The organism is Haloferax marisrubri (genome assembly GCF_001469875.2).
Classification (GTDB): domain Archaea; phylum Halobacteriota; class Halobacteria; order Halobacteriales; family Haloferacaceae; genus Haloferax; species Haloferax marisrubri.
Window position 1 is genome coordinate 811006 of record NZ_LOPW02000010.1, and the last position, 24917, is coordinate 835922.

The 24917-nt window shown below is 66.7% G+C and carries 38 protein-coding genes and 2 tRNA genes; 5 read left to right on the top strand and 35 right to left on the bottom strand.

Going from position 1 to position 24917, the window contains the following annotated elements:
* Positions 1-2: 2 nt before the first annotated feature.
* The 24 genes from AUR65_RS11125 to AUR65_RS11240 are packed head-to-tail and all read right to left on the bottom strand — an operon-like array spanning position 3 to position 12766.
* Positions 3-500, bottom strand: a complete 498-nt coding sequence (locus AUR65_RS11125; protein ID WP_058566950.1) for an uL15m family ribosomal protein — start codon at positions 498-500, stop codon at positions 3-5.
* Entirely contained in the window at positions 497-961 is a 465-nt protein-coding gene (locus AUR65_RS11130; RefSeq protein WP_058566951.1) for a 50S ribosomal protein L30, read from the bottom strand. Before AUR65_RS11130 ends, AUR65_RS11125 begins: the two co-directional genes overlap by 4 nt.
* Positions 961-1605 (bottom strand): 30S ribosomal protein S5, encoded by a 645-nt coding sequence (locus AUR65_RS11135; RefSeq protein WP_058566952.1) that lies wholly within the window; start codon positions 1603-1605, stop codon positions 961-963. The genes AUR65_RS11130 and AUR65_RS11135 overlap by 1 nt, the downstream gene beginning before the upstream one ends.
* Positions 1602-2156 carry a 50S ribosomal protein L18 gene (locus AUR65_RS11140; protein ID WP_004969595.1) on the bottom strand — a complete coding sequence of 185 codons (555 nt, stop codon included), beginning with the start codon at positions 2154-2156 and terminating at the stop codon, positions 1602-1604. Before AUR65_RS11140 ends, AUR65_RS11135 begins: the two co-directional genes overlap by 4 nt.
* Positions 2156-2611: a 50S ribosomal protein L19e gene (locus AUR65_RS11145; protein WP_008095301.1), complete on the bottom strand. Its 456-nt coding sequence runs from the start codon at positions 2609-2611 to the stop codon at positions 2156-2158. Before AUR65_RS11145 ends, AUR65_RS11140 begins: the two co-directional genes overlap by 1 nt.
* Positions 2611-3318: a 50S ribosomal protein L32e gene (locus AUR65_RS11150; RefSeq protein ID WP_042663566.1), complete on the bottom strand. Its 708-nt coding sequence runs from the start codon at positions 3316-3318 to the stop codon at positions 2611-2613. Before AUR65_RS11150 ends, AUR65_RS11145 begins: the two co-directional genes overlap by 1 nt.
* The gene (locus tag AUR65_RS11155; RefSeq protein WP_058566953.1) at positions 3318-3854 is read right to left on the bottom strand and encodes a 50S ribosomal protein L6; all 537 of its coding nucleotides are present in this window, start codon (positions 3852-3854) and stop codon (positions 3318-3320) included. Before AUR65_RS11155 ends, AUR65_RS11150 begins: the two co-directional genes overlap by 1 nt.
* 4 nt (positions 3855-3858) lie before the next feature.
* On the bottom strand, positions 3859-4251 hold the full coding sequence (locus tag AUR65_RS11160) for a 30S ribosomal protein S8 (protein ID WP_004042581.1): 393 nt from the start codon (positions 4249-4251) through the stop codon (positions 3859-3861).
* 1 nt (position 4252) lies between these two features.
* The gene (locus AUR65_RS11165) at positions 4253-4429 is read right to left on the bottom strand and encodes a 30S ribosomal protein S14 (protein ID WP_004042587.1); all 177 of its coding nucleotides are present in this window, start codon (positions 4427-4429) and stop codon (positions 4253-4255) included.
* The gene (locus AUR65_RS11170) at positions 4426-4944 is read right to left on the bottom strand and encodes a 50S ribosomal protein L5 (RefSeq protein ID WP_004974920.1); all 519 of its coding nucleotides are present in this window, start codon (positions 4942-4944) and stop codon (positions 4426-4428) included. The genes AUR65_RS11165 and AUR65_RS11170 overlap by 4 nt, the downstream gene beginning before the upstream one ends.
* Positions 4941-5642, bottom strand: coding sequence for a 30S ribosomal protein S4e (locus tag AUR65_RS11175; protein ID WP_058566954.1), 702 nt, complete (start codon positions 5640-5642; stop codon positions 4941-4943). Before AUR65_RS11175 ends, AUR65_RS11170 begins: the two co-directional genes overlap by 4 nt.
* Positions 5639-5995, bottom strand: a complete 357-nt coding sequence (gene rplX, locus AUR65_RS11180) for a 50S ribosomal protein L24 (protein ID WP_058566955.1) — start codon at positions 5993-5995, stop codon at positions 5639-5641. The genes AUR65_RS11175 and rplX overlap by 4 nt, the downstream gene beginning before the upstream one ends.
* 1 nt (position 5996) lies before the next feature.
* Complete coding sequence (locus AUR65_RS11185) at positions 5997-6395, bottom strand: 50S ribosomal protein L14 (RefSeq protein ID WP_004042597.1); 399 nt, start codon at positions 6393-6395, stop codon at positions 5997-5999.
* On the bottom strand, positions 6395-6739 hold the full coding sequence (locus AUR65_RS11190) for a 30S ribosomal protein S17 (protein ID WP_042663561.1): 345 nt from the start codon (positions 6737-6739) through the stop codon (positions 6395-6397). Before AUR65_RS11190 ends, AUR65_RS11185 begins: the two co-directional genes overlap by 1 nt.
* Complete coding sequence (locus AUR65_RS11195; protein WP_058566956.1) at positions 6730-7161, bottom strand: ribonuclease P protein component 1; 432 nt, start codon at positions 7159-7161, stop codon at positions 6730-6732. The genes AUR65_RS11190 and AUR65_RS11195 overlap by 10 nt, the downstream gene beginning before the upstream one ends.
* A 1-nt stretch (position 7162) precedes the next feature.
* Positions 7163-7375 carry a 50S ribosomal protein L29 gene (gene rpmC, locus AUR65_RS11200; RefSeq protein ID WP_004062417.1) on the bottom strand — a complete coding sequence of 71 codons (213 nt, stop codon included), beginning with the start codon at positions 7373-7375 and terminating at the stop codon, positions 7163-7165.
* Positions 7376-8287, bottom strand: a complete 912-nt coding sequence (locus AUR65_RS11205) for a 30S ribosomal protein S3 (protein ID WP_058566957.1) — start codon at positions 8285-8287, stop codon at positions 7376-7378.
* Positions 8287-8748, bottom strand: a complete 462-nt coding sequence (locus tag AUR65_RS11210; RefSeq protein WP_004042608.1) for a 50S ribosomal protein L22 — start codon at positions 8746-8748, stop codon at positions 8287-8289. The genes AUR65_RS11205 and AUR65_RS11210 overlap by 1 nt, the downstream gene beginning before the upstream one ends.
* A gap of 3 nt (positions 8749-8751) precedes the next feature.
* Positions 8752-9174: a 30S ribosomal protein S19 gene (locus tag AUR65_RS11215; RefSeq protein WP_042663557.1), complete on the bottom strand. Its 423-nt coding sequence runs from the start codon at positions 9172-9174 to the stop codon at positions 8752-8754.
* A 2-nt stretch (positions 9175-9176) separates the two neighbouring features.
* Positions 9177-9902, bottom strand: a complete 726-nt coding sequence (locus AUR65_RS11220; protein ID WP_058566958.1) for a 50S ribosomal protein L2 — start codon at positions 9900-9902, stop codon at positions 9177-9179.
* 2 nt (positions 9903-9904) lie between these two features.
* Entirely contained in the window at positions 9905-10156 is a 252-nt protein-coding gene (locus tag AUR65_RS11225; RefSeq protein WP_058566959.1) for a 50S ribosomal protein L23, read from the bottom strand.
* Entirely contained in the window at positions 10153-10899 is a 747-nt protein-coding gene (gene rpl4p / locus AUR65_RS11230) for a 50S ribosomal protein L4 (protein ID WP_058566960.1), read from the bottom strand. The genes AUR65_RS11225 and rpl4p overlap by 4 nt, the downstream gene beginning before the upstream one ends.
* A gap of 3 nt (positions 10900-10902) precedes the next feature.
* On the bottom strand, positions 10903-11919 hold the full coding sequence (locus AUR65_RS11235; protein ID WP_058566961.1) for a 50S ribosomal protein L3: 1017 nt from the start codon (positions 11917-11919) through the stop codon (positions 10903-10905).
* 4 nt (positions 11920-11923) lie between these two features.
* Entirely contained in the window at positions 11924-12766 is an 843-nt protein-coding gene (locus AUR65_RS11240; protein ID WP_004974908.1) for a putative RNA uridine N3 methyltransferase, read from the bottom strand.
* Positions 12767-13055: 289 nt separating this feature from the next.
* Here AUR65_RS11240 and AUR65_RS11245 point away from each other — a divergent pair.
* Both AUR65_RS11245 and AUR65_RS11250 read left to right on the top strand, forming a co-directional pair.
* Positions 13056-13126 (top strand) — tRNA-Gly (locus tag AUR65_RS11245).
* A gap of 12 nt (positions 13127-13138) precedes the next feature.
* A tRNA-Gly gene (locus AUR65_RS11250) sits at positions 13139-13209 on the top strand.
* 260 nt (positions 13210-13469) lie between these two features.
* On the opposite strand, the gene AUR65_RS11255 is transcribed toward AUR65_RS11250, so the two are convergent.
* The 5 genes from AUR65_RS11255 to AUR65_RS11275 form a co-directional block, all read right to left on the bottom strand.
* Entirely contained in the window at positions 13470-13760 is a 291-nt protein-coding gene (locus AUR65_RS11255; protein ID WP_058566962.1) for a hypothetical protein, read from the bottom strand.
* Between the two features lie 180 nt (positions 13761-13940).
* Positions 13941-14195, bottom strand: a complete 255-nt coding sequence (locus AUR65_RS11260; protein WP_058566963.1) for a hypothetical protein — start codon at positions 14193-14195, stop codon at positions 13941-13943.
* Positions 14196-14267: 72 nt separating this feature from the next.
* On the bottom strand, positions 14268-14552 hold the full coding sequence (locus AUR65_RS11265; RefSeq protein ID WP_058566964.1) for a DUF7130 family rubredoxin-like protein: 285 nt from the start codon (positions 14550-14552) through the stop codon (positions 14268-14270).
* Positions 14553-14590: 38 nt separating this feature from the next.
* A complete protein-coding gene (locus tag AUR65_RS11270; RefSeq protein ID WP_058566965.1) occupies positions 14591-15649 on the bottom strand; it encodes a YihY/virulence factor BrkB family protein in 1059 nt (352 codons plus the stop codon).
* A 75-nt stretch (positions 15650-15724) separates the two neighbouring features.
* Positions 15725-15892 (bottom strand): hypothetical protein, encoded by a 168-nt coding sequence (locus AUR65_RS11275; RefSeq protein ID WP_233194354.1) that lies wholly within the window; start codon positions 15890-15892, stop codon positions 15725-15727.
* 111 nt (positions 15893-16003) lie between these two features.
* Between AUR65_RS11275 and AUR65_RS11280 the strand changes: the two genes are divergently transcribed.
* From AUR65_RS11280 to AUR65_RS11290, 3 genes are all read left to right on the top strand, one after another.
* The gene (locus tag AUR65_RS11280) at positions 16004-16318 is read left to right on the top strand and encodes an MTH1187 family thiamine-binding protein (protein ID WP_004062408.1); all 315 of its coding nucleotides are present in this window, start codon (positions 16004-16006) and stop codon (positions 16316-16318) included.
* A 120-nt stretch (positions 16319-16438) separates the two neighbouring features.
* On the top strand, positions 16439-17371 hold the full coding sequence (gene mch / locus AUR65_RS11285) for a methenyltetrahydromethanopterin cyclohydrolase (protein WP_058566967.1): 933 nt from the start codon (positions 16439-16441) through the stop codon (positions 17369-17371).
* Positions 17368-17859 (top strand): hypothetical protein, encoded by a 492-nt coding sequence (locus AUR65_RS11290; protein ID WP_058566968.1) that lies wholly within the window; start codon positions 17368-17370, stop codon positions 17857-17859. Before mch ends, AUR65_RS11290 begins: the two co-directional genes overlap by 4 nt.
* Before the next feature lie 40 nt (positions 17860-17899).
* On the opposite strand, the gene AUR65_RS11295 is transcribed toward AUR65_RS11290, so the two are convergent.
* From AUR65_RS11295 to nadA, 6 genes are all read right to left on the bottom strand, one after another.
* Positions 17900-19504 carry a GTPBP1 family GTP-binding protein gene (locus AUR65_RS11295; protein ID WP_058566969.1) on the bottom strand — a complete coding sequence of 535 codons (1605 nt, stop codon included), beginning with the start codon at positions 19502-19504 and terminating at the stop codon, positions 17900-17902.
* A gap of 142 nt (positions 19505-19646) precedes the next feature.
* Positions 19647-20225, bottom strand: a complete 579-nt coding sequence (locus AUR65_RS11300; RefSeq protein WP_058566970.1) for a J domain-containing protein — start codon at positions 20223-20225, stop codon at positions 19647-19649.
* Between the two features lie 90 nt (positions 20226-20315).
* The gene (pyrF, locus tag AUR65_RS11305; protein ID WP_058566971.1) at positions 20316-21113 is read right to left on the bottom strand and encodes an orotidine-5'-phosphate decarboxylase; all 798 of its coding nucleotides are present in this window, start codon (positions 21111-21113) and stop codon (positions 20316-20318) included.
* 63 nt (positions 21114-21176) lie between these two features.
* The gene (gene nadC / locus AUR65_RS11310; RefSeq protein ID WP_058566972.1) at positions 21177-21983 is read right to left on the bottom strand and encodes a carboxylating nicotinate-nucleotide diphosphorylase; all 807 of its coding nucleotides are present in this window, start codon (positions 21981-21983) and stop codon (positions 21177-21179) included.
* Positions 21970-23562 carry an L-aspartate oxidase gene (locus AUR65_RS11315; RefSeq protein WP_058566973.1) on the bottom strand — a complete coding sequence of 531 codons (1593 nt, stop codon included), beginning with the start codon at positions 23560-23562 and terminating at the stop codon, positions 21970-21972. Before AUR65_RS11315 ends, nadC begins: the two co-directional genes overlap by 14 nt.
* Positions 23559-24716 carry a quinolinate synthase NadA gene (gene nadA / locus AUR65_RS11320; RefSeq protein WP_058566974.1) on the bottom strand — a complete coding sequence of 386 codons (1158 nt, stop codon included), beginning with the start codon at positions 24714-24716 and terminating at the stop codon, positions 23559-23561. The genes AUR65_RS11315 and nadA overlap by 4 nt, the downstream gene beginning before the upstream one ends.
* Positions 24717-24917 lie beyond the last annotated feature (201 nt).

Genomic DNA, 24917 nt, shown 5'->3' on the forward strand with positions numbered 1-24917 from the left:
ATTTATTCCTCGTCGTCCTCGTCGGCGTCGGCCGCTTCTTCGGCCTCTGCCGCTTCTTCAGCGCGTTCGGAGAGTTCGGCGTTGCCGCCTGCCTCTTCGATGAGTTCGACGGCACCGGCCGTGAAGGCGTCGGCGACGACGTGCAGTTCGTTGCGGACCTGCCCGCCACCGAGCACCTTCACCACGTCCGCTTCCCAGCCGTCCTCGGCCACGTCGCGGGCGTCGATGGTGTAGGTGTCGCCGTCCTTCTCGGCGACTCCGTCGGCCGCGAGGAGCGCCGCGTCCTCGTCGAGCTTCTGAATCTTGACTTCGGCGACGTCGTCCTGCAGGACGTCCGGTCGCTTGAAGCCGTGCTTGCCGAGCGGCTCGTAGTTGTGGAACTCGTGTTTGTCGCGTCCGGCGCGGCCGCGACCGCCGCGGTGACCGGCACCGCGTCGGTTCTTGTGCGTACCGCCGCTGTGCGTGCGGGAACCGCGTTGGCGTCGCTTCTTGGACGTCATCGCATGTCCTCCAGGAGTTCGTCGATCTGATCGGTGCTGTGCTTACCGAGCTGGCCACCTTCCTTGGTGACGTGCTTCTGTCCGCGGTGACCGCCACGCGGCGGGTGCAGACGGAGCACGGGGGAGACGCCCTGGTCTCGCAGCGTCGTCTCCTCGTCGACGATGGCCTGCGCGAGCGCAGCCACGTCGTCGTAGTCGGTGTTCTCGGAGACCCACTCGTCGGTGATGTCGCCGTCGCCCTCCTCGGGCTCGGCGCGCGTGCTGATGAGCGTCTCGACGACGTCGACGCTCGGCTCGCCGTGCGCGACGAAGTCGTTGACCTTCGAGATCATCCCGCGGTAGGCGTCCGTTTCCGGCACGAACGTCGCGTGGTTCACGCGGTGGATGTTGAGCATCGTGAGCGTGTCGCGGACGTCCTGTGCGATGTTGACCTCACCGCGAAGCTGAACGATAGCCTGCATTATTCGCGCACCTCCTGACGGACTTCACGAGCGCGCCGCGGCGTGCGGGACTGCGACGCGTTCTTGAGCGCGTTGTAGGTCGCCTTCGCGAGGTTGACCGTGGTCCGGGTGTTCCCGTCGCTCTTGGTCCAGGCGTCCTGGATGCCGGCGAGTTCGAGGATGTTCCGGACGGTCTCTGCGGCCGCGAGGCCGAGACCCTGCGGGGCGGGGATGATACGGACCGTCACGGAGCCGGCCTTGCCCTCTGCCTTGCGCGAGAGGGAGTTGAGGCCGCCTGCGCGGTCTTCCCACGAGCCCGAGCCGCGGTCTACCTTGATGATGTTCAGTTTCGCCACCTCGATGGCTTTCTGGATGGCACCGCCGACCTGATCGTCGCGGGCCTCAGCGTAGCCGAGGTAGCCGTCACGGTTCCCGACTGCGACGACACACCGGAACTTCACCCGGCGGCCGGAATCGGTCATGCGCTGGACCATGTTGATGTCGAGCACCTCGTCGTCCAGTCCGGGAAGGAGCTGGTCGACGAGCTGGGGTTCCTTGAGCGGAAGTCCCGTCTCGAGCGCCTGGTCCATCGACGTGACGTCGCCGTTCTGCACCATGCGGCCGAGCCGCGTTCGCGGCTCCCAGCCGTTGTTATTGCTGCTCATTCGTCCTCCTGAAGGTTCCCGAGCACTTCGTCGAAGTGGTCGGGGAGGTTCGTGGCATCGAAGTCTCCACTGTAGAGCGGCTCATCGAGCTGCTCTGCGTACTCGGCGATGTGGACACCGCGGTTGCGGTCCCAGTCGGCGAGTACTGCGTCGTTGTGGGGGATTTCGAGGCCAGCGTCGATAGCACCCTCCTGCACCGCGAAGACCTTGTTTCCGGGCGTGGCCGTGTTGAGGCCGATGTCGAGGACCGCTTCCTCGACGCCGGCGGCCAGCGCCCGCTTACCTGCCAGATACCCCGTGAGGTACGCGCTCGGGAGGTTGCCCGTGGGGGCTTCCCAGCCGTACTCGTCGAGGTCAGCAGAGGTCGCTGCAGCGTGGGTCTCGTCGCCCTGCGGGCCCGGAGTGACCAGCTGCGCCCTGACGTGCTTGTTGCTCACGCGAGCAACGAGGCGGGGCTTGCCCGATTTCAGCAGGCGCAACCTTTGATGGTAATCGGTCCGGACTTCGCGGCGACGCCGCATCGGAACCTTGTATCGTGGTCCGGTCGCCATTATTGAATCTCCACCTGGTAGTTGTTCTGAATGTACGCTTCAAGCCGGTCCACGCTATCGAATTCGCCACCGGACGCCTTGTTGTAGAGCGAGCGGTACTGGGAACGGTCGAGCGTTCCGTCCTCGCGAAGCTCCTTCAGGCGACGGCGCTGGGCGCGGATTCGGCTGACCCATGCGTCCTTCTTGTTCTGTCGAGCGCCGGAACGGCCCTTGCGGGAGCCGGCACCCTTGCGGTGACCGTAGGAACGCTTGGCGGCGCGCTCGCGTGCGCGACCTTTCGAGTTGCCCTTGGCGTCCTTGGCGCGAATCGTGCCCTCGTCGACGAGTTCACGGATGTCTTCGCGCGTGATGGCCTCCGCGATTTCGGCCTGTTCCTCGGGGTCGAACCAAACTCGACCCTTGCCGACGTCGAGGACGTCGGCCGCCATTCGCTTCTGCGCTTTGAGGTCCGTCATCAGTTATCCACCTCGACTTCGACGTAGGTGGGGTTGAGGACGCGAATCTCGCGGTCCTCACACGCTTCCTCGATGCGCTCGCGCTTGCGCGCGCCGACCGAGGAGGCGATGCGAACTGCCTGCGTATCGCCGTCGATGCCTTCGAGGTCGTCCGTGTTGAACACGCGGACCTCCTCGAAGCCCGACGGGTGAAGGCCGCGGGCGGCCTTCGGCGTGCGGTAGCCCGCCTCGACCTTGGGGCCCTTGCCCTTGATACCGATACGCTGTTTGGAGAGACCACCACGGGGGCGACGCCACGACGTGGGCGTGCGCTTCTTCTTGTGGTAGTCCTGCCGGTTGAACTGCGGCTTGCCCTCGCGACGCTTCTGCGCCAGGGCTTCCGCGGTTTCGTCGTCGAGCTGGGGCTTCTTGTCCGCGTGACCGCGGGGCTGAAGCTCCGTCTCGACCTCTTCGGCTTCCTCTTCCTCAGGCTCGGCTTCGGACTCGTCTTCGACTTCGGCCTCGGCCTCGTCGGAGACCTCGAGGCCACCGACGTCGGCTTTGATACGCGCGGCGAGCGCGTTCCCGATGCCGTCGACCTCGGCCAGTTCGGACTGGCTCGCGGCCTGTACGTCGTCGACGCTCTCGAAGCCGGCTTCGCGAAGTGCGTCGGCCTTCGACGGGCCGACGCCGCTGATGTCTTCGAGTTCGGTGATTTCTTCCGACATTAGGCATCACCAGTCTGCGGTTTCTGGGTGATGTACACGCCGTCGGTGAACACGCGAGTGTCCTTGTCCTTGACGCGGGTGAGTTGTTCGATGTCGGCGGCGGTCTGCCCGACGTCCTCCTTGTTGGAGCCCGTCAGGGTGAGTTCTTCGCCGTCGACCTGTACGTCCGTGTCGCCGCGAATCTGCGCTCGTCGCGGGGACTTCTCGCCGAGGAAGTTCTTGATGACCACGTCGCTCCCTTCGACGCTAACCTGCATCGGGAAGTGAGCGTAGTGGACTTCCATCTTGTACTCCCACCCCTCGGTCGCGCCGTGAAGCATGTTGTTCACGTGGCTCTCGAAGGTACCGATGGTCGCGTTGGTCTTCGCGTTCTCGACGTCGCTCTCGATGACGACAGCGTCGTCTTCGGCGGAGACCGAGACGTTCGGGTACCAGAGGCGCTTGGTGACGCTTCCGTTGGGGCCCTCGATGGTGAGCTCGAGGTTCTTGACCTCGGCGGATACCTCGTCCGGGATTTCGATTTCTATTCGGCTCATTGTTCTAGTAGACGTAGGCGATGATCTGGCCACCGATGCCCTTCTCGCGGGCCTCGTAGTGGCTCATGACGCCGTGGCTCGTCGTGACGATGAGCGCACCGTAGTCACGGGCGGGGAGGAATCGCTTCTCCCATTTCTCGAAGTCGTCGGCTCCGGCGGAATACCGGGGCTTGACGACGCCACAATCGTTGATTGCGCCTTTCAGTTCAACCTCGAACAGACCGGCCTTGCCGTCGTCGACGAACTCGAAGCCGTCGATGTACCCGCGGTCGTAGAAGACCTCGAGGACGGAGCCGATGATGTTGGAGGCGGGCTGGATCTCGTGGGACAGGTGTCCGACGCTCTCGGCGTTGTCCACACCGGAAAGCGCGCTACTGAGTGGGTCGTTGTCAGCCATGTTATCGGTACTTCTTGAATCCCATCTCGCGGGCGATCTCTCGGAAGCACTGGCGGCACAGGTTGATGTCGTACTTGCTGACAAGTCCCTGCTTTCGACCGCAGCGCCGGCACTCGTTCTCCTGGCCGGTGCGGCGGGACGCGTGCTCGCCCGTCTGTTCTGTTTCGCTATCGCTCATTCTTCAACCTCCACGTCGAACGTGGACTCGATGAACGCGACGGCGTCCTCGACGGTCATCCGGTGGGACGACGGAATCTGACGGGAACGCTTGTCGCGCTTTTTCACTCGGTAGCCGGGGCGGACGAGGTTGACCGTCACGTCCAGCCCGTAGATACCGATCTGCGGGTCGTACTCCTGGCTCGGGAACTCCGTGTGCTCTTCGACGCCGAAGCCGAAGTTGCCCGTCTGGTCGAACGACGAGACGGAGAGGTCCGCGATGGGGAGTGCGGTTTCGAGGAACTCGACGGCGGTGTCACCACGGAGGGTGACCTTCGCGCCGACGGGTTCGCCGCGGCGGACGCCGAAGTCCTGCGAGGCGCGGCCGGAGATCGTGCGAACGCTCTCCTGGCCGGTAATCTCCTCGAGGATGTCCTCGGCCTTGGCGAGTTCGCGACCACCTTCGCCGACGCCCATGTGGACGACGACCTTCTCGATGCGCGGGTCGCGCATCGCGTGGAAGTCAGCCTCGCTCATTCGTCATCACCCGTGAAGTTCTCGTCGATGACGACGACGTACTGTTCGACCGTCTCGAACTCGCCGTCTTCGGTCTCGACGACAACGGAGTTGTTCCCGCTGCCGGGCGTGACGATAATCTCGGTGATTTCGCCGATCTCGCCGGAGTGCCGCCCGTTGACGGCCGTGACGAGCGCGCCTTCCTCGTAGGGGAAGTGCGCGACGACGTCCTTCGTCTCGTTGTCGACGACGATGGAGTCCTTGCCGCTGTACTCCGAGGCGTCCTCAACGATGAGGGTCGCACCGTCGTGGAGCGTCAGCTGGAAGTCACCGCCGGTGACCTGCGTCTTGCTCACGATTTTGCCGAGACGGCTGGATGCCGAGTCGGCGTCGATGGGCGTCAGCGCCAGGCGGCCTCCCTCGTCGGGGAAGACGCGGTAGTACTCTTCTCGCTGGACGAACGCCAGGATGTCGAACATCCCGATGGGACGGCGGACGTCAGAGGCCACGTCGCCGTTGACCAGAATGCTCTGGTGGTTGAGGGCGTACTGGGCCTCCTTCTTCGAGTCCACGTAGCCGAGCACGTCGCGCAGGACGATGAGGAGGGGAACCCCCTCTTCGCCGTGCGGACCCGCTCCGGCCTTGACCGTGAACGTGCCTGTCTTGCGCTCGACCGGCCAGGACTTCGGTACGGACAGTCGCTTCTGGTGTCGAGTCATTCGTTATCCTCCTTGAGTCGGGCCTCGCGCACGTCGTCTTCGAGGTCCAGTTCCGTCACGCGGACGTTACTGGCCTGAAGGGGGCGTGGGACCTCCTCGCCGTCGGCTTTCTCAACGGTGACACCGTCGACGTAGATGACGGCGTCGGTGAGGTCGACCTCGGTGACTTCGCTTTCTTCGCCGGCGAAGTCGCCGCGGAGCACCTCGACCGTGTCGCCCGCGTTGACGCGGACGTTACGGCTGCCGTACTCCTCGCGGAGGTCGGCCGACAGCGGTGCGCGGACCTGCTTTTGCCGCTCGTGGAGCGGCGCGTCGCGAATCTGGGTTCGCTGTTTGCGCGGTTGTCGAGTCATACTATACAATCATCGTAGCCGTCGATGCGATACTCCCGAAGCGCTCGGCGACTTCGCGTGCGACGGGACCCTTGATCTCGGTCCCGCGAGGCTCTTCCATCTCGTCGATGATGACGGCGGCGTTGTCCTCGAACTTCACACGCGTGCCATCGGGCCGGCGGATGGATTTCCGCTGGCGGACGATGACCGCTTCGAGCACCTGGCGGCGCATCTCGGGGGTACCCTTGGTGACCGAGACGGTCACCTTGTCCCCGATGCCTGCCTTGGGGTGGCGGTTCTTCGTGCCGGAGTAACCCGCGACGCTGATAATCTTCAGTTCACGAGCGCCGGTGTTGTCGGCGCACGTGACCAGCGAGCCACGGGCGACACCCTTGGTGATGTCCGCTTTGAGCGCTTCCATCACTCGTCACCTCCGATAATCTCGACGACGACGTGGGATTTCGTCTTCGAGAGAGGTCGGGTCTCCGCAATCGTTACTTCGTCACCGACAGCGACGTCGTCGAGCACGCCCGGCACGTGTGCCGGGATGCGGGAACGTCGCTTCATGTAGCGGTCGTACTTCGGAACGAATACGTCGTACTCCCGCTCGACGATGACGGTCTTTGCCATGTCCGTCGAGACGACTGTCCCCTCCAGGGTCTGACCCCGGACGGAGAGCGAGCCGTAGAACGGACATTTTTCGTAGTCGTAAGCCTCGGAATCGTCAGGTTCCGGAGGCATTGGAACGTCAAGTCCTATCGCCATTTCGAGTCACCTGTAGTTTCGGTGCGCAGGGCGGGTCGTGAGAGCAGTTGTGCGCCATCCACCGTAACGTAGGCCACGCCCTCGCAATTCCCGGAACGGGAAGCCGCCGATGATGAGTCGGCGAGCCGATCAGACTGACTGGCATCAAATCCGCCAGTAGTATCCGACCGAAGTTTGGACGCGGTCCCCGACGCCTTCGCAGCGCCGGCGGCTTCATCTGTACGCGGAATCTCGAATTCGAAGGTCGCCCCTCGTTTCGGCACCTGCCGCACCCGAGACCCGTCGTCGACCATGAGCGTGTGCATCGTCTCGACGACGGTGCGACCGGCTATCCCGACGAGGTCGGGGTTCGCCGCGTCGACGACCTCCACGTGGAGGCCGTTGAGCTCGTGTCGCGTGAGGGTCTCGGGTGTAAGTGGCATTTTATTCTTCGTCGAGGTCGCCTTCTTCGCCCTGAATCGTCTTGATTCGGGCGATGGTCTTCTTCAGTTCAGAGACGCGGCCGGGGTTCTCCGGCGCGCCACCCGCGGCCTGCACGGCCTTCGCGTTGAGCAGCTCCGTCTCGAGCTCTTCGAGCTCGGCGGTGCGCTCTGCGGGCGTCATGTCGCGAATCTCTTCGGTGTAGAGGATCGCCATTTATTCTTCCTCCGTTTCTTCGTCGTCGTCTTCCATCTCCGCGACGAGGTCGGCCGCCTCTTCGGCGACGTCTTCGTCGAGTTCTTCGTCGTCGTCGACGACTTCCTCGACCGCTTCGTCCTCGTCGTCGTCGGCTTCGTCGTCGACGACTTCTTCTTCGACCGCTTCGACGGCCGCTTCCTCGACGACGTCTTCGTCGACTGCGTCCGTCTCGGCGTCGGCCTCCTCGGAGACGTCCGGAACTTCCTCCGGCTCCTCTTCGAGGAGGTCCTCGACGCTCTCGGTCTCTTCGATCTGTTCGACCGCTTCGGGGTTCGCGTCTTCCGCGACCTCGAAGTCGTCGGGGAGCTTCGCACCCGGCGGGATGATCTTGACCGTCACGCCGATGGTGCCGAGCTTCATGACTGCGACGCCCTGACCCTCGTCGACGATCTCCTGTGCGGGCTCACCGTTGTGCTTGATGTAGCCGCGGTTGAACTTCTCGACGCGGGAGCGAGCACCCGTGACCTTCCCGGAGAGGACGATTTCGGCACCGAGGGCGCCGGCGTCCATGATACGGTCGATGGTCGTGTGGCCCGCCTTACGGAAGTACCAACCGCGCTCGAGCGCGTTGGCGAGGCGGTCGGCGACGATCCGGGCGTTGAGGTCCGGCTCGTCGACTTCCTGCACGTCGATCTGGGGGTCGTCGAGGTTGAATCGCTCTTCGAGTTCGCGGGTGACCTTACGGATGTTCTTCCCGCCTTTCCCGATGACCATCCCGGGCTTTTCGGCCTTGAGCACGATCTGGGTGCCCATCGGCGTCTTGGCGACGTCCATGCCGCCGTAGCCCGCTCGACCGAGTTCCTCTGCGAAGAACTCGTCGATCTGGGACCGCTGCAGTCCGTTCTCGATGAATTGGTGTTCGTCAGCCATTATTCCTCGACCTCTTCGATGATGAGTTCGACATCACAGATTGGGGTGTTCCACGGGTCCGCCCGACCGAAGGCGCGGGGCTTGCGACCCTGACGTTCGCCGACCTTGTGGGCGGCGACGTGCTTGATTTCCATGGCCGGTCCGTCGAACCCCTGTTCGGTCGCGTTGTTGCGAACGTTTTCGAGGAGTTCGAGGAACGCCTTGGACGCCTTCTCGGGATACCGTCCCGCGTCCCAGCCGTCGATGTCGCTTCGGTGACCGACACCGGAGTTGTGCTGCTTGAACGGAACCGACCGCTCGCCGTCGATGACGGCTTCGAGGTACTCCTCTGCGTCGGCGACGGGCATCCCCTTGATGGCTCGGGAGATGGCCTTGCTGTGCTTGATGCTGATGGGCCGGTCCCGGAGCATACCCTTGGCCGTGGTGTCCGGGTCGGCCTCGACGCTGTAGTTGATTCCCATGGTTTACTTGAGGGGCACGAACTTCGAAGACCGGGTCGCGCCGATACCGGCCTGACCGTGCTCGACCGAGCTACGGGTCAGCTGGAACTCGCCCAGGTAGTGTCCGATCATCTCGGGCTGAATCTGGGTGCGCTCGAACTCCTGACCGGTGTAGACGGCGAAGGTGAGACCGACGAATTCGGGGAGAATCGGCATGTCGCGCAGGTGCGTTCGAATGGGCGCGTTAGCCGTCTCCTCTTCCGTCTTGTCCTGAGCCTTCGCGAGCAGCTTCTCGTGCTCGGCCGACAGGCCTCGGGTGATGGTTCGCCGCTGACGAGCGGGGAGCAGTTCCGCGACCTCGTCGAGCTCCATATCCTGCAGCTCGTCGAGCGTGTAGCCGCGGTAGGTGAACTCACCTTCGCGGCCGGTGCGGTATTGCGTACTCATGGTTACTTACCTCCCTTGCCACCGCGACCGGTGCGTTTGGAGGCGATGTCACCGACCTTCCGGCCCGGCGGAGCGTTCCGCGAGACGGACTTCGGCTGACCGGGGTGCTGCCGGCCGCCGCCACCGAACGGGTGGTCGACGGCGTTCATAGCAACACCACGCACGCGCGGCCACTTGATACCGCGCGCTTTCATCTTGTGGTACTTCTTGCCTGCCTTGACGAACGGCTTCTCCGTGCGGCCGCCACCGGCGACGACGCCGATGGTGGCTCGGCAGCTGGGGTTGAGGCGCTTGACCTCACCCGAGGGGAGCTTCACGATAGCGACCTTGCGGTCGTGCGAGAGAAGCTGCGCGCTCACGCCGGAGGCGCGGGCGAACTTCCCGCCGTCGCCGGGCTGGTGCTCGACGTTACAGACGGGGACACCTTCGGGAATCTCGGCGAGCGGCAGGGTGTTGCCGGGCTTGATTTCGGCGGAGACGCCGATCTGAAGCTCTTCGCCGACGGAGATGCCCTCGGGCGCGAGAATCATGCGCTGTTCGTCCTCGAACTCGACGAGGGCGATGGGCGCACTGCGTGCGGGGTCGTGCTCGATGCCGACGACCGTACCCGAGATGGTGTCTTTGTCTTCGGACTTCTTGTGCGACAGTTCGGCCTTGTAGCGGTGCGACGGCGCCCGGAACGTGGACGTACCGCGACCGCGACGCTGGCCCTGAATTCGGCGTCCCATGGTTAGAACACCCCGATACGCGACGCGACTTCCTGCGCGTCGTCGTCTTCAGAGAGACGAACTGTTGCTTTCTTTTTGCCTTTCATCGTGACCTGCGTGTTGACCTTCTCGACGGCCACGTCGTAGCGCGACTCGACTTCCTCCTTGACGTCGGACTTGGTCGAGTCGATGTGGACGATGAACTGGAGCTTGTTGTCGAAGTCCATCTGGTTCATCGCCTTCTCCGTGACCAGCGGGTGTTCGATGATGCTCATCGTTCTGCGACCTCCTCGAGCGCGCTCTCGGTGAAGAGCGTGAGGCGACCGGCGTGGGTGCCGGGCGCGAGGTCTTCGGCGGAGACGTTCGCCGCGGTGGCGACGTCGACGCCGGCGAGGTTGCGAGCCGCCTTCGAGGGCTCGTCAGCCGTCACGAAGAGGATGGACTTCGGACGGGTGTACTTGCGACCGCGGAGCTTGCCCTGGCCGCTCTTGACCTTCTTGTTCTCCTCGGAGCGCTCGATGTCGTCGTAGACGCCGAGGGACTGCAGGAGGTCGACGACCTCCTTCGTCTTGACGAGGTCCTCGAAGTCGTCGGAGACGACGAGGGGGAGCTCGGCGTCGTCGTCGAAGCGGTGACCGCGCTCGGCGACCAGCTCGGGGTCCGCCGTGGCGGCGAGCGCCGAGCGGACGGCGAGCTTACGCTCCTTCGTGTTGATCTCCTTCCCCTGGTCCTTCTCGGCCTTCGGCGGGTGAGCGCGACGGCCGGAGACGGCGTGCGGAACGCGTCGGGCGACGCCGTTCTGGCGTGGGTCGTGGGACATACCACGGCCGCTGCCCATGGACTCTGCCGGGGTTCGAAGTCCGGCGTAGGGGTCGGCACCGTACGGCTGTTTTCGGTTTGCCTGCGCGGCGATGACGGCACGCTTGATGAGGTCCGGACGGTAAGCCGTCTCGAAGACCTCGGGCAGGTCGATGCTGCCCGCGTCGTCGCCGTTCAGGTCTCGGATAGTTGCCTGCATGGTTTAACCCTGGTTCGATGCGGTAGAGACGTAGCGCACCTCGGGGTCGAGGCGCGGCTGGTCGTTCGGCCGGATGGCCGGGCGGAACCGCAGAAGGCGCTTGTTGGGGCCCGGCAGCGAGCCCTTGATGAGCGCGTAGGAGCCGTCGACCTCGCCGTAGTTGACGAAGCCACCTTCGACGGAGGCCTCGTCACCCTCACCGAGGTCGATGAGGCGCTTGTTGAGCTCGGTGCGCTGGTGGTAACCAGTCTGACCGAGCTGCGGAACCGTAGAGCGGACACGGGACGGGTTCCAGGGGCCGAGGTTGCCAATACGGCGTCTCCAGCCCTGGCGGGCGTGCTTGCCCTTACGCTTCTGGACGCCCCATCGCTTGACGGGACCCTGCGTACCCTTACCCTTCGTGACACCCGCGGCGTCGAGGTACTCGCCGGCGCGGAACACGTCGGACATCTCGTGTTCGCCGCCCTCGGCAACGAGGTCGAGGGCGAAGTCGGCGCGCTCCACCATGGAGCCGCCACCGACGCGAGTCTCCATCACGTCGGGCTTCTTCTTGGGCACGTTCGCGAGCTCGGAGGGCACCGTGTGCGTGATGACGCGGAGGTCATCGACTTCGCCGGCCTCGACGGCCTCGCGAAGCGCGTCGGCGTCCGAGTCGAACGTGTCTTCTGCCGGCAGGTCGAGGACGCGGTCGAGTTCGTCGTGGAACTCGCCCGCCCAGACCTCGGTCTGCGGCTTCATACCGTACGGCGTCTGCTCGTAGGCGCGAAGGGCGACGGCGCGCATCGGCGGCGTCTCGACGACGGTCACCGGGACGGACTCCTCCATTCCTTCGCGGGGGGAGTCTGCCTCGTCGTTGACCATCATCACGTGGGTCATACCGGCCTTGTAACCGGCGAAGCCCTGCAGCGCGGGGGAGCCGTCGTCGGACGGCCACGACTTGATGCGTGGAACCTCCTTGACTGCTCGCTTGCGCGGGCTGAAGCCCATCGAGCCTTTTCGTGGTCTGCTTGGTTGTGGCATGGATTCACTCCGTGAGTGTCAGGGAGGCGAGGGAGGCGAACATCGCTTCCTCCGTTCGCACGACCTCGCTGCCCTGTCGCGGAATCGTATTGAGCCAGAGGTCGAACCCCGGACCAACGGAAGGTTCGACGTCTGCAACATCCTCGGGAGACATCCCGAGCATGTCCGGAAGCCCACGGCCCGGCGACCCGAAGACGACGGTCATGCCGCCGGCATCGGTGATGCGGGCCGTCAAGTCGCCCAATGTGGGGACCGACAGCGGTTCGCCATAGCGAGACGTGGCGATTCGCACGCCCGCATCTGGCCTGCCGAGTGCTTCCGTGAGGTCCATGCGGGATACGTCGAAGCCCGGAAGGGGCTCGTCGACGATCCGCGCACGGACCGGTTCTCGCGAAGAGATCCTGACAGCGACGCGCTCTCCCTCTGTGAGGTCCATCCCGGGAGGGACGAACAGGGAGATCGGGTGTTGCATTCCGCAATTGACCCGAACGCGGTCGTCAGGTCCGACCTCGGTCACGATTCCTTCTCGCAACGCGGGCGACTCGTCGGAGTCGTCCGCGGTCGTAGACGCGACGAGAACGGGCGGCAAGATACCAGCGTAGCGGAGTTCGTCGCGCTTGCCCCAGACCTCCTTTCGGAGGTAGGGGGGCGTCGCGGCGTACCGAAGTACGGTTTCGACGAACTCGCCGCCCCACTTGTTCTCGCCGTCTTCGTCGGGGAAGACGACGAGTTCGTTCGCCCGGAAGACCGCCGCCGCGCGGGCGACGTAGCCGAGTTTGCGAGTTGCCTCGCGTTGATCTTCGGCTTCCCGGACGAGTGAGGACGGCACGAGTACGCTGAGTTTCATGCCGGATTCATCCTCGTCTCGTCTAGACTGTGGCGTTTCTACCGGGGGCCTACCTAAAAGAGTAGCGAATCCATTCTGGGGTGATAGAGCGTCCCACGACCCAGTTTGCGGGGGATTGGCGAACGTCGCATGGTACATAATTACACGGTCGCCGACAGGTCGGCAAAGACGAATCTCACGTGGTAGCAGGTGGCGCGCCGTCGCCCGATTTCTCCCCCGTTTCGCAAGTCTTATTTATCAACCCGACACTATCGAGTAACGCAGCAGCACGCCACGATACACGCGGAATGCGCTGGTAGTGTAGTGGTATCACGTGACCTTGCCATGGTCACAACCTGGGTTCAAATCCCAGCCAGCGCACTTCCACCACATGCGTCGGTAGTGTAGTGGTATCACGTGACCTTGCCATGGTCACAACCTGGGTTCAAATCCCAGCCGACGCACTTCTGCCGAACACAAACCTCCGAGAGACCTCTGTATCTCTCGGTCTTGCGAGGCTGCGTGCGGGACGCTGGGATTCTGAACCCGACGAGACGCAGTCCCGAGCAGCGCGAGGGAACCGTCTCGGCTCGGTTCAAATCCCGTCTCACCGACTCGACCGCCGTCTCGCCGGTGCTCCTGAGTTCACCTCACGGCGTTCGGTGAACTCCCAGCCGACGCAGTTCTCTGAACGCAACTCGGTCAGCGACGCGGCTCCGAGAACTCACCGTTCGTCCCGCACCCGCCACCACCAGCCCATCGCGGCCACGCCGACGATGAGGACGACGACGGCGAGCGCGTCGAGAGCGTAGTTGAGCGGCGTGCCCGTCGGCACGGTCCCGGACTGCGTCACCTGCAAGAGGGCGTACGAGAGCCACGTGAGACACATCCCGACGAGGAGAACCGCCCGCGTGCCCGGGAGTTTCCCGCGCCGGTACTGGATGGCCGTGCCCGCGAGGAGCAACAGGTACGCGACGAGGAGGGGAACGCCCCCGAGGTCGGCGGGCACGCTCACGGTTCCGTCGACAACGCCGCGAGAGGACTCACAGTCCCGAAGCCGGCGAGCGGTACGCCGAATCCAGACGGTGCGGCGCGGGAGGGGAGAGGGACCATACGCCACCTCCGCAGAGAACACACTAAACAGTTGACACCAGTCGCCACGAGGACCGCCGGCCTCGCACGCGTGGGCGAAGAATCAGTATCCGAGCGTGTCGACCGTCTCGATTCGCTCGATACCGTCGAGTTCGCAGAGGTCGGAGACGGCCGACTCCGCGAGCGAGACCACGACGCCGCCGAATCGAAGTTCGCGTTCGAGGCTACCGTCGAGCGACTCGACGCGGGTTTCGAGCGCGGCGCGGGCGTCGTCGTCCGCGGGTTCGACGCGGAGTTCCGCGACCTCGTCGTCGAGGGGGTCGTCGCGCATGCGACGGACGGGGTGAGAGAGATACATACCCGGGGGTCGTCGGCCGGCGGGAAAACGGTCGCGGTCGGCCGGTGGCGGACCGCGCTCGACCGAGGGAGTTCAGTCCTCGGTGAAGTAGAACAGCGCCTCGCGACTCGCGCCGCAGTCGGGACACGCCGACGGGAACGCGGTCAACGAGCCGAGTTCGCCGCAGTCGTCGCAGCGCCAGACGAGTCGGGCCTCGCCGAAGTTCTTCTCGGGCAGTCGCCGGTGTTCGACGACGGTCGGAGGCCGAACCGCGCGCGAGGCGGTCTCGTCGGTCGTCTCCACCGTCTCCCACCGCGGTCGGTCCTGTTCGAGCGGTCGCGCCGGCTGAGTCGGTCGCGCGGGTGTCTTTATTGCCATAGTGTCACATACGCACGCGAGCTCCATAACGCCCGTCGTCACTTCTCTTGACTGTCAGGCCACGAGGACCATCTGAGTTCCAGTCTGACCGGTCCCTCCGGGAGGAACCGACTGGTCTCGGTGTCGCTGACGACCCGTTCGGGACGGGGGAGCGTGACGGATTCGTCGCCGACCCGAACCGTCAGGTCCTCGTCCGGAGCGGCCGCCACGAGGCGGTCGAACTGCTCGATGGCCGCAGTCACCTCTCGGCGAGTCACGATGTCGGTCTGCGAGTCGAGCGGGACGCCGCCGAACACCGGGCGGACGTTCACGTCGCGCGAGCGGTTCGACAGCACCGCGTTGACGGCCGCGCCGAGGAGGATGACGAGCCCGCTGAAGTAGAGCCACGTCAGGAGGACGAGGATGCCGGCGACGACGCTCGACTCGGGGGCGCGGCTACTGAACTCGACGTAGAGCCGGAACAGCGACTCGAAGGTCGTCAGTCCGACGGCGGCGACGAGGGTGCCGGGGACGACTTCGAGGTAGGTCACGTCCTCGTCGGGGAAGATGTAGTACATCGGGTAGAACGTCACGAACAGGACGGCGACGAGGAGGCCGCGGTAGACGACCCATCCGAGCGCACCGTCGAGCGCCGGGAGCACGGACTCGATGAGCGCGCCGGCGACGACGGCGAGCGAGACGGTGACGAGCACGACGATGCCGTCGGAGAGCTGGTCGGCGAAGGTGTTGGCCGCCTCCGACTCGTAGATGTCCGAGAAGGCGGTGTCGAGGCCGCGGAAGATGCGGAGCGTCCCCCACACCAACACGAGCACCCCGACGACAGAGAGGCTCGCCAGTTGGGTCGACGACTCCAGTTCGGCGACGATGACGTCGCCCGCGCCGGGAGTCAAGACGGATTGGATGACGGCGATGACGCCCTCGCGGAGGCCGCTGTCGCCGGTGGCGGAGACGGCCGCGAGGACGAGCAGGAACAGCGGTAACAGCGAGACGAACGCCCCGTAAGCGATGCTTCCCGCCATGAAGGTGAGCCGCTCGGTGCGCACCTCGTAGACGATGGCCCGGCCGAGCGTGAGCGCTCTCGTGACGCGCGGATTCATGGACGCTGATACGTCGGCCGACGAGAAAAGCGCGATGCGCGGTCGGTGGGCGGTGGCGGCTGGCGGTGATGGCGGCTACCGACGGGCGGCGAAGACGGCGACCGCCAGCCCCAAGATGGCTCCTGTCGCGGTCCACTCCACCGCGTAGCCGACCGTTCCACCGATGGCCGAGCCGAGGGTCACCCCGCCGACGACGTTCGCCCCCGCAACGAGCGCCATCCGAGTGAGTTCGCTCTGGAACATATCGAACTCTCTGGCTGTTCGAGAAGATAGCCTCGTCGGTTCCGTCATCGAACCGACCGACGGGCGACGGGCCCACCGCGTTTTACTACCGCGTGGCGCGTGGGTTCGACCATGACAGTCATCGCCATGTTGAGCGTCGCACCGGTCGTCGAAGGGAGCATGTCGGGCGAGGTCGCCAAGGCCGTCGCGGCCCTCGACGACTTCGAGGTGTCCTACGAGACGAACCCGATGGGAACGGTCATCGAGGCCGACGACATCGACGAACTGCTCGCTGCGGTCGGCGCGGCCCACAAGGCGGTCGACGGCGACCGCGTGAGCACGTTCCTGAAGATAGACGACAAGCGCACGAAAGACCAGACGGCCGCCGACAAGGTCGACGCCGTCGAAGCCCACCTCGGGCGAGAAGCCAGAAGCGACCGCGAGTAGATTCGCGGGCCGCGGTGGCCCGCGTGCGTTTCCGCCACGCGAGACACGAGACACGTCCACGCAACCCGTAGCGGTGGGTGACTGACAAACCCTTTAGCCGAAGGCGCGCAATCGCCTCGCATGGACAGCATCAATCGGATGGCCATCGAACTGGTCGACGAGGCGCTCGACTTCGCCGGGGTACTCGGCATCGAGGGCTACGAACTCGACTCGGGCGCGACGGTCATCGACTTCGGCGTCGACGCCGACGGCGGTGTCGAAGCGGGGATGCTCCTCGCGGAGATTCAGACCGCGGGTCTCGCCACGGTACAGACGCGGATGGGCGACGTCGCCGGCACGCCCCGTCCGTACGTCGAACTCTCCACCGACCGCCCAGCGCTCGCCCTCCTCTGCTCGCAGAAGGCCGGTTGGGAGCTCGCTTTCGACGACTTCGACGGCCTCGGCTCGGGCCCGGCCCGCGCGTTGGTCGGCGAAGAAGAGGAGTTCCACCACCTCGGCTACTACGACGAGTTCGACCTGACGGTCCTCTCGGTCGAGAGCATCGACCTCCCGACCGACGAGGTCGCAGAACACGTCGCGGAGACGACCGGCCTCGAACCGAGCGCCATCTTCCTGCCGACCTACGCGACCGGCTCGCTCGTCGGGAGCGTCACGGGCGCGGCCCGCGCGGCCGAACTCGCCGTGTTCAACCTCTTCGAGGCGGGCTACGACCCGTCGAGCATCCTCTCTATCAACGGCTCCGCCCCGCTCGCGCCCGTCAGCTACGACGAGAGCGTCGCCATGGGCCGGACGAACGACGCCGTCGCCTACGGCGGGCGCGTCCACGTCACGGTCAGCGAGGACTTCGACGACTTCGACCGCGCGGTCTCCACGGCCGGGTCCGACTACGGCGTCCCGTTCGAGCAGCTGTTCGAAGACGCCGACTGGGACTTCGGCGAGGTCGACCCCGACGTGTTCGGCCCCGCGCAGGTCACGGTCGACGTGGTCAACGGCCCGACGTACACCCTCGGCGAGACCGACGAGGACGTGCTCGCCGACTCGTTCGGACTGTGAGGCGCAAGCCGGTCCCGCCCGCGCCGGACTCCCTCGACCGGCTGTGGGACGCCCACCGCGCCGTCCCCCTGGTTCCGGGGACCGAAGACGACTGTTGCGGGCGCGTCGCCGAGCGACTCGACGTAACGCCCGACGAGGGCCGCGACTGGCTCGTGTTCTGCCAGTCGCTCGGGCTCGCCCGCGAAGTGAGCCGCGGCTTCGAGCGCGTCCGCGACGACCCGACACAGGACGACTTGCGGGCCGCCTTCGAGTCGAACGTCTTCGGCGCGCGCGAGGCGCTCGACGCCCTCGGCGACGAGCCGAAATCGGTGGACGCGGTGTTCGACGCGTTCGAGCCGACCGTCCCGAACTGGGAGCGCCACCGCGACCCGGAGGGGTGGGAGTCGCGCTGGCGCGACAGAGTCGCCCGCCTACTCGACTGGGCGGTGCTGTTCGGCGCGGCGGCGAGAAAATCGGACGGCTACGTCGCGGTCGAGGACGCGGACTGACAGTCGGCGGGAACGAAGCGGAGTCGCCGCCCGTGCTGTTTTAATCGACCTTCGTCACGGTCCCGACGCCCTTGGACCGGCCCTCGCGGAAGACGAATCGCTGGCCCTCCTCGACGAAGTACGGCCGGAACTTGAACTCCACGCGGGTCGTGCCGGTGTCGCCGGGCAGGAGTCGCCCGCCGTCGGGGTGGAAGACGGCCGCCTCGGAGATGGTTTCGAGGTGGACGACCGGCTCGTAGCCCTCCTGAATCCGAGTCGGGTGGTTGAGCACCATCACGTCGGCTTCGAACTCGCGGACGGCGGTGGGCTCCGAGTTGGCCGGGAGGAGCACCATCCCGCGTTCGATTTCGGACTCGCGGACGCCCTTGAGGGCGATGCCGACGATGCGGCCGGCGTTGGCCCGGTCGACTCGGTGGTAGTGCATCTCGATGGAGCGGACCTCGACCTCGCGGAACTCGCCGTCGGACATCGGCCCCAAGAGCAGTTTGTCGCCGGCTTCGACCGCCCCGGAGTTGACCGTGCCGGAGGCGACCGCGCCGACGCCCGTGACCGAGTAGATCCGATCGATGTACATCTTGAAGTCGCCCTCGGCGGCGCTGCGCTTCGGGAGCGACTCGAACAGCCGGTCGAGGTCGTCGAGACCGTCCATCGTGACCGCGCTCGTCAGGAACAGCGGGACGACGGACTCGCTTATCTCCTCGACCGCGGCGTCGACGCCGTGGCGCTCGACGCTCAGCGGCGTCCGGCCCACGTCGCGGAGGAGCCGTTCGACCTCGCGTTCGACCTCGGCGGCGCGCTCCTCGGAGACTGCGTCGATCTTCGTGATGGCGACGACCGTCGGCAGTTCCATGGCGAGCAGGATGCCGAGATGTTCGCGGGTCGTCCGCGTCGGGCCGTCGTCGGCGGCGACGACGAGCAGGCCGTAGTCGAGGCGCTGGCCGACGAGGCCGCGAATCGTCGTCCGGAGCCACGGCTCGTGGCCCACGGTGTCGACGAACGAGACCAACCGGTCGGCCTCCTGGACGATTTGCGCCCGGTCGGACTTCCGGTGGGGGTTTCGCATGTGGACCGGACCGTCGTCGGAAAAGCCGTAGACGGCGTACGAGAGGTCCGCCGACAGGCCGCGTTCGACCTCGTGGGGCTGTACGTCGAGGAACGACCGCGTGCCGCCGTTGCCGTTGTCGGCCTGTCCGGTCACGAGCGACCCGACGAGGGTGGACTTGCCGTGGTCGACGTGGCCCGCGGTGCCGACGACGATGTGGTCGTCGTCCACGTCGAGCATCGCGCCCTCGCGGATGGTCGCGACGCCGACGAGGCCGCGTTCGGCCGAGTCGCCGACGCCCCACGTCTCCACGTCTTCGATGTGCGCCCCGGCCTCTTCGGCCAGAAGCGACAGCACGTCCATGGTCTCGGAGAAGTCGTCCGGCGGGATGCCGGCGATGCCGCCGTCGTCGGTGACGCCGACCACGTAGGTCGCCACGCCGTCGCCGGAGAGCACTCGGTGTCTGAGTTGCGCCGCGAGCGACTCCATCCGGCCGTCGGACAGGTGAACGGCGCGAGTGAGGCGTTCTTTGAACTCGACGTTTCCGCCTTCTTCCTCACCGCGCTCGAGGGCCTCGTCCAAGAGAGCCCGATCCGCGCTCATGGAAGCGGGTAGGAAACCGACCGTGAAAACGCTTTCCGCGGTAGCGATTACCATGAGAACATACCGCAATCGAGACGGAGACCGACGCGGACGCGCTCGTCGGGACTCGTGGCGGTCGGATGCGAGTAAAAAGGGAAACGCGTTACTCGGTCAGGCGCTCGTAGGCGCGGTTGACGCGCTTGAACGCCTCCTCGTCGCCGGTCTTCGAGTCCGGGTGGGTCTCTTTGACCCGCTCGCGGTAGGCCGCTTTCACGTCGTCCTCGGAGGCGTCGGCGTCGAGGTCGAGCGTGTCGAGGGCCTGCTGTCGGCTCATGCCGCGCCGCGGCGGGCGGACGCTCGGTCCGTCGCCGCCAGTTCGCTGTCGGCGACGGCGGTCGCCGGCGAATCCGCCGTCGGGACCGAACCGACCGGCTCGTGGTCCCTCTTGGGGGTCGCCGCGGGGGCCCGCACCGAAGCCGCCGGTCTCCCGGCGGTCGCCTCGCCGTCGCTCCGACCGGAAGCCGAACCCGCCGCGTCCGGCGTCGGCGCGGACGCGCGTCCGGCGGAACCGCTCGTGGAGGCGGCCGCTGACGTGGGCGTACATGAAGTACGTCGTCGCGCCGAAGGGGACGGCGACGAACAGCAACAAGAGCTGTCGGTAGGCGAACGCCAACACGACGAGGAGCATGGTGATACCCGCGAACACCGCCGCGAGCCCCATGACGAGTCGGTCTCGGTCCACGGGCGCAGTTAGGGTCGCACGGTGGTAAACGTCTCGCCGGGCGGCGACTGCCGGACGGTTCGGCCGGGAAAACCGACCGCTGGCGTCGGCTCAGCGATACTGGTTCAGCCGCTTTTTGAGGCGCTTCGCCGCCTGTCCGGCGGCCTTGTCGAACTGCTCGCCGTCGTCCTCACCGGCGAAGATGATGCCGCGCGAGGAGTTCACGAGGCCGACGCCGTCGGCGAGGCCGAACTCGACGGCAGCCTCGGCATCGCCGCCCTGCGCCCCCACGCCGGGGACGAGGAAGGGCAGGTCGGGCACCTGTTCGCGGAGGTGTTCCAGTTCGTCGGGACCGGTCGCGCCGACGACGAGGCCGACGTTCCCGTGTTCGTTCCAGAGGTCGCAGAGCGCGGCGACGCGCTCGTAGAGGGGTTCGCCCGAGTCGAGTTCGAGCGACTGGAGGTCGGAGCCGCCGGGGTTCGAGGTGCGGCAGAGGACGAACACGCCCTTGTCCGCCCGCGAGAGGAACGGCTGGATGGAGTCGCGGCCCATGTAGGGGTTGACCGTGATGGCGTCGGCGTCGTCGAGCAGGTCGGCGTACTTGCGGGTCGTGTTGCCGATGTCGGCGCGCTTGGCGTCCAGCAGGACCGGCACGCCCTTCCCGTGGGCGTAGGCGATGGTCTCGCGCAGGGAGCGCCAGCCGTCTTCGTCCTCGTAGAACGCCGCGTTCGGCTTGAACGCCGCGGCGTGCTCGTGAGTCGCGTCGATAATGCGGCGGTTGAACGCCCAGCGCGGCAGGTCCTTGTCGAGCAGGTGTTCGGGGATGCGGTCGATATCGGCGTCGAGGCCGACCGAGACGACGCTGTCTGTCGCCTCGATGCGCTCGCGGAGGTCGTCGAAGAAGCCCATTGCCCGCGAGTGCGACGACCGGCAGTAAGGGGTTTTCCCTTCGGCGTGGGTGGACTGCCCCGCTCACCCGGTCCGGAAGGAGAAGTCGGAACTCGGCGCGCTGTGGGTGAGCCACCCCATCGAGACCACGTCGACGCCGGTGTCGGCGTAGGCGGGGAGCGTCTCCAGCGTGATGCCCCCGCTGGCCTCCGAGATGACGCCTTCGGGGAGTCGGGAGACGCCCTCGCGGACCGCCTCGGGCGGGAGGTTGTCGAACAGGACGATGTCGGCCCCGGCGGCCGCGGCGCGCTCGCCCATCTCGGGCGTCTCGACTTCGACTTCGAGCTTCGTCGCGAACGACTTTCGCTCGGCGAAGCGGCGGACCGCCTCCTCCAGCCCGAGTTCTGCGACGTGGTTGTCCTTGACCATCACCATCCCAGAGAGCGTGAGGCGGTGGGTGTCGCCGCCGCCGGCGACGACGGCGCGCTTTTCGACGCCGCGGAGGCCGGGGGTGGTCTTGCGGGTCGCGGCGACCCGAACCGAGTCCGACACCTCGCGGGCGGCGTCGACGGCTTCGCGGGTCGTGGTGGCGACGCCGGAGGCGTGGCCGACGACGTTGGCGGCGACGCGCTCGCCGCGGAGGACGTTCCGGGCGTCGCCTGCGACGCGGAGAACCACGTCGCCCGCCTCGACCGCGTCGCCGACCTCGACCGCGTTCTCGGCCTCGACGCCGAGGGAGTCGAAGACCGCGACGGCGGCGTCGAGACCGGCGGCGACAGCCGGCTCCTTCGCCACGAGTCGCCCGGTGGTGTCGCCGGGCACGTCGTTCGTCACGTCGCGGTGGCCGACGTCCTCGGTCAGCCAGCGCTCGACCGTCTCAGTCGTCAGCACTCGGGGTCACCCCCTGTTCGGCGTCGTCGCCTTGCTCGTCTTCCTTGCTTCCCTCGCTTCCCTCGCTTCCGTCCGAGTCGACGAGCGAGTGACAGCCGGCCGACGGCGCGTCGGCGGCCGCGCGGGCGACGAGGAGCGACGAGACGCAGGCGTTCCGGAGTTCGTAGATGGACCGCGAGACGCGGGTGCGGGCGTAGGCGTCCACCTCGCCCTTCAGGCGGCGGAGCCGAGCCCGCGCGGTGCCGAGGCCGTCGGGGGTGCGTTCGATGCCGACGAACTCGTCCATCGTCCGCCCGAGGCGGTCGAACTTCGTGTCGGCGAAGGCGTCGGGGAGCGCCGGGTCGGAGTCGCGCGGCGGCGCGTACTCGACGGTCTCGGCTTCGCCACGGCCGCGTTCGGCCGCGGTCTCGCCGGCGCGGACGCCCCAGACGAGGCCTTCGAGCAGGCTGGTCGAGGCGAGTCGGTTCGCGCCGTGGACGCCGGTGCGGGCGCACTCGCCGGCGGCGAACAGGCGGGACAGCGAGGTCCTGCCGCGGTCGTCGACGGCGACGCCGCCGCAGAGGAAGTGCTCGCTCGGCGCGACCGGGATGCCGGCGTCGAGGTCGACGCCGCGGTCGTCGCACAGCGCCGCGAGGTCGGGGAACTCCTCGCGGAAGTCGAGGTCGGACACGTCGAGGACGACGCGGCCGGTTCGGTCGCGGGCGCGAGAGACGGCGCGGGCGACCACGTCTCGGGGGGCGAGTTCGGCGTCTTCGTGCACGTCAGGCATGAAGCGGTGGCCGTCGGCGTCGCGCAGGACCGCGCCCTCACCGCGAACGGCTTCGCTGACGAGGAACGGTTGCGCGTCGTCGTCGGCCCGTTGGTCAGTCCGAGGGTCGTACGCCGTCGGGTGGAACTGGACGTACTGCATGTCCGAGACGGTCGCGCCGGCGAGCGCGGCCATCGCCACGCCGTCGCCGGTCGCGCCCGCGGGGTTGGTCGACCGGGCGTAACAGTCGCCGATGCCGCCGGTGGCGAGGACGGTCGCCCCGGCGAACACCGGTTCGACTTCGCCGTCGGCGAGGACGGTCGCGCCGCGGACGGTCCCCTCCTCGGTCAGGAGGTCGAGGGCCGTCGCGTCCTCGACGATGCGCACGCCGTCGCGGGCCGAGAGGTGCTGGAGAAACGGCCGGAGGACGTGTGCGCCGGTGCTGGCGTCGACGTGGAGGATGCGGCGGCTGGAGTGGCCCGCCTCGCGGGCGAGGTCGAAGTCGGCGGCGTCGGTGCCGTCTCCCACCGCGTCGAACTCGACTTCGAGCGTGTCCAAGAGCACGTCCTCGACGACGGCTCGGGACTCGGAGACGAGCGTCTCGACGGCCTCGGGGTCGGCGGTGCCGTCGCTCGCCCGGCGGATGTCGGCGGCGAACTCCTCGGGCGCGGACTGGGTGACGGCGATGCCGCCCTGCGCCCAGTCGGACGCGGCGTCCTCGGGTTCGGTCGCCTTCGTGACGACGAGCACGTCGGCCCCCTCGCGGGCGGCGGCGAGGGCCGCGGCGCAGCCGGCGATGCCGGAGCCGACGACGAGCACGTCGGCCTTCATAGTTCGAGCATACGGTCGAGCGCGACCGCGGCGAGTTCCTTCTCCTCGGGCGCGACCTCGACGACGTTGGGTTCGCGGCCCGCGGCGAGTTCTTCGAGCACCCACGTCAGGTAGTTGGGGTCGACCTGCCGCATGGCGTTGCAGTCCATGCAGGCGTCGCCGCAGAGGGGGCGCACGTCGACCTCGGGGTGCCAGCGCGCGAGGTGTCGCGCGAGGTGGACCTCGGTGCCGATGGCCCACGTCTCGCCGGGGTCGGCGTTCTCGATGACGTCGCAGATGTGGCTCGTGGAGCCGACCTCGTCGGCGGCCGCGACGACGCTCGGGCGGCACTCGGGGTGGGCGACGACCTTCGCGCCGTCGGCCTGCGCCTCCTCGACGTGGTCGACGCGGAAGCGCTCGTGGACCTGACAGTAGCCGTCCCAGAGGATGACTTCGGCGTCGCCGAGGTCCGGGATATCGGGTTCCACCTCGTCGGCAGCGCCCATCGACTCGGCCACGTCGCCGGCCCACGGGTCCCACTCGACGACCTCGTCGATGCCGAGTTCGTCGGCCGTGTTGCGCCCGAGGTGCTTGTCGGGCAGGAACAGCACGGCGTCGCCGCGCTCGAAGGCCCACTCGAAGGCGTCGGCGGCGTTCGAGGAGGTGCAGATGAGCCCGCCGTGGGAGGCGCAAAACGCCTTCAGGTCGGCGTAGGAGTTCATGTACGTCACGGGGATGATGTCCTTGCCGCCGGACTCCTCGACGAGCGTCTCCCACGCGGAGTCGACCTGCACGGCCTCGGCCATCCCGGCCATCGGACACGACGCCTCCATCGACGGGAGAATCACCGTCTGGTCGTCGTCGGTGATGATGTCTGCGCTCTCGGCCATGAACGTCACGCCGGCGAAGACGACGTACTCGGCGTCCGACTCGGCGGCGCGTTTCGAGAGTTCGTAGGAGTCGCCGATGAAGTCCGCGTGCTCGACGATTTCGCGTCGCTGGTAGTTGTGTCCGAGCACGATGACTCGGTCGCCGAGTTCCTCGCGGGCGGCGGCGATTCGCCGGGAGCGGGCGGCCTCGTCGAGGTCGCGGTGGCTCTCCGGAAGCTGTTCGAGCGTGTCGTATTTGAACAGGCTGAGCTCCGACTCGAACCCGACCGACTGTAATTCAACCACGATTGGTCACCACGGTGGAAGTCCAATCATCGGGCCTTATTGAAAAATATTTTTCTTCAATACTCGCCACTTACCCGTAAAGATTCTCTACATAGCCGATTGGCCGGTGGTACTTACACCCGATCGAATGTTAGAAGCCGAAAGCAGTCGCTACTCTGTTGAAGAATAATTTTCTTCGAAATCCCGCCGGTGTCGATGGCG

Coding starts and splice junctions, on each gene's coding strand:
- AUR65_RS11275 (WP_233194354.1), bottom strand. CDS start 15,892: ATGTTCCAGAGCGAACTCACTCGGATGGCGCTCGTTGCGGGGGCGAAC.
- AUR65_RS11155 (WP_058566953.1), bottom strand. CDS start 3,854: ATGAGCCGAATAGAAATCGAAATCCCGGACGAGGTATCCGCCGAGGTC.
- AUR65_RS11235 (WP_058566961.1), bottom strand. CDS start 11,919: ATGCCACAACCAAGCAGACCACGAAAAGGCTCGATGGGCTTCAGCCCG.
- AUR65_RS11240 (WP_004974908.1), bottom strand. CDS start 12,766: ATGAAACTCAGCGTACTCGTGCCGTCCTCACTCGTCCGGGAAGCCGAA.
- AUR65_RS11135 (WP_058566952.1), bottom strand. CDS start 1,605: ATGAGCAGCAATAACAACGGCTGGGAGCCGCGAACGCGGCTCGGCCGC.
- AUR65_RS11220 (WP_058566958.1), bottom strand. CDS start 9,902: ATGGGACGCCGAATTCAGGGCCAGCGTCGCGGTCGCGGTACGTCCACG.
- AUR65_RS11205 (WP_058566957.1), bottom strand. CDS start 8,287: ATGGCTGACGAACACCAATTCATCGAGAACGGACTGCAGCGGTCCCAG.
- AUR65_RS11190 (WP_042663561.1), bottom strand. CDS start 6,739: ATGGCGATAGGACTTGACGTTCCAATGCCTCCGGAACCTGACGATTCC.
- rplX (WP_058566955.1), bottom strand. CDS start 5,995: ATGACTCGACAACCGCGCAAACAGCGAACCCAGATTCGCGACGCGCCG.
- AUR65_RS11265 (WP_058566964.1), bottom strand. CDS start 14,552: ATGGCAATAAAGACACCCGCGCGACCGACTCAGCCGGCGCGACCGCTC.
- AUR65_RS11165 (WP_004042587.1), bottom strand. CDS start 4,429: ATGAGCGATAGCGAAACAGAACAGACGGGCGAGCACGCGTCCCGCCGC.
- AUR65_RS11210 (WP_004042608.1), bottom strand. CDS start 8,748: ATGGGAATCAACTACAGCGTCGAGGCCGACCCGGACACCACGGCCAAG.
- AUR65_RS11175 (WP_058566954.1), bottom strand. CDS start 5,642: ATGACTCGACACCAGAAGCGACTGTCCGTACCGAAGTCCTGGCCGGTC.
- rpl4p (WP_058566960.1), bottom strand. CDS start 10,899: ATGCAGGCAACTATCCGAGACCTGAACGGCGACGACGCGGGCAGCATC.
- AUR65_RS11160 (WP_004042581.1), bottom strand. CDS start 4,251: ATGGCTGACAACGACCCACTCAGTAGCGCGCTTTCCGGTGTGGACAAC.
- AUR65_RS11225 (WP_058566959.1), bottom strand. CDS start 10,156: ATGAGCATCATCGAACACCCGCTGGTCACGGAGAAGGCGATGAACCAG.
- AUR65_RS11315 (WP_058566973.1), bottom strand. CDS start 23,562: ATGAAGGCCGACGTGCTCGTCGTCGGCTCCGGCATCGCCGGCTGCGCC.
- AUR65_RS11260 (WP_058566963.1), bottom strand. CDS start 14,195: ATGTATCTCTCTCACCCCGTCCGTCGCATGCGCGACGACCCCCTCGAC.
- AUR65_RS11140 (WP_004969595.1), bottom strand. CDS start 2,156: ATGGCGACCGGACCACGATACAAGGTTCCGATGCGGCGTCGCCGCGAA.
- AUR65_RS11125 (WP_058566950.1), bottom strand. CDS start 500: ATGACGTCCAAGAAGCGACGCCAACGCGGTTCCCGCACGCACAGCGGC.
- AUR65_RS11270 (WP_058566965.1), bottom strand. CDS start 15,649: ATGAATCCGCGCGTCACGAGAGCGCTCACGCTCGGCCGGGCCATCGTC.
- AUR65_RS11170 (WP_004974920.1), bottom strand. CDS start 4,944: ATGAGCGAGGCTGACTTCCACGCGATGCGCGACCCGCGCATCGAGAAG.
- AUR65_RS11280 (WP_004062408.1), top strand. CDS start 16,004: ATGACAGTCATCGCCATGTTGAGCGTCGCACCGGTCGTCGAAGGGAGC.
- pyrF (WP_058566971.1), bottom strand. CDS start 21,113: ATGGGCTTCTTCGACGACCTCCGCGAGCGCATCGAGGCGACAGACAGC.
- AUR65_RS11295 (WP_058566969.1), bottom strand. CDS start 19,504: ATGAGCGCGGATCGGGCTCTCTTGGACGAGGCCCTCGAGCGCGGTGAG.
- AUR65_RS11130 (WP_058566951.1), bottom strand. CDS start 961: ATGCAGGCTATCGTTCAGCTTCGCGGTGAGGTCAACATCGCACAGGAC.
- AUR65_RS11145 (WP_008095301.1), bottom strand. CDS start 2,611: ATGACGGACCTCAAAGCGCAGAAGCGAATGGCGGCCGACGTCCTCGAC.
- AUR65_RS11195 (WP_058566956.1), bottom strand. CDS start 7,161: ATGCCACTTACACCCGAGACCCTCACGCGACACGAGCTCAACGGCCTC.
- rpmC (WP_004062417.1), bottom strand. CDS start 7,375: ATGGCGATCCTCTACACCGAAGAGATTCGCGACATGACGCCCGCAGAG.
- AUR65_RS11150 (WP_042663566.1), bottom strand. CDS start 3,318: ATGTCGGAAGAAATCACCGAACTCGAAGACATCAGCGGCGTCGGCCCG.
- AUR65_RS11215 (WP_042663557.1), bottom strand. CDS start 9,174: ATGAGTACGCAATACCGCACCGGCCGCGAAGGTGAGTTCACCTACCGC.
- AUR65_RS11185 (WP_004042597.1), bottom strand. CDS start 6,395: ATGGAAGCGCTCAAAGCGGACATCACCAAGGGTGTCGCCCGTGGCTCG.
- mch (WP_058566967.1), top strand. CDS start 16,439: ATGGACAGCATCAATCGGATGGCCATCGAACTGGTCGACGAGGCGCTC.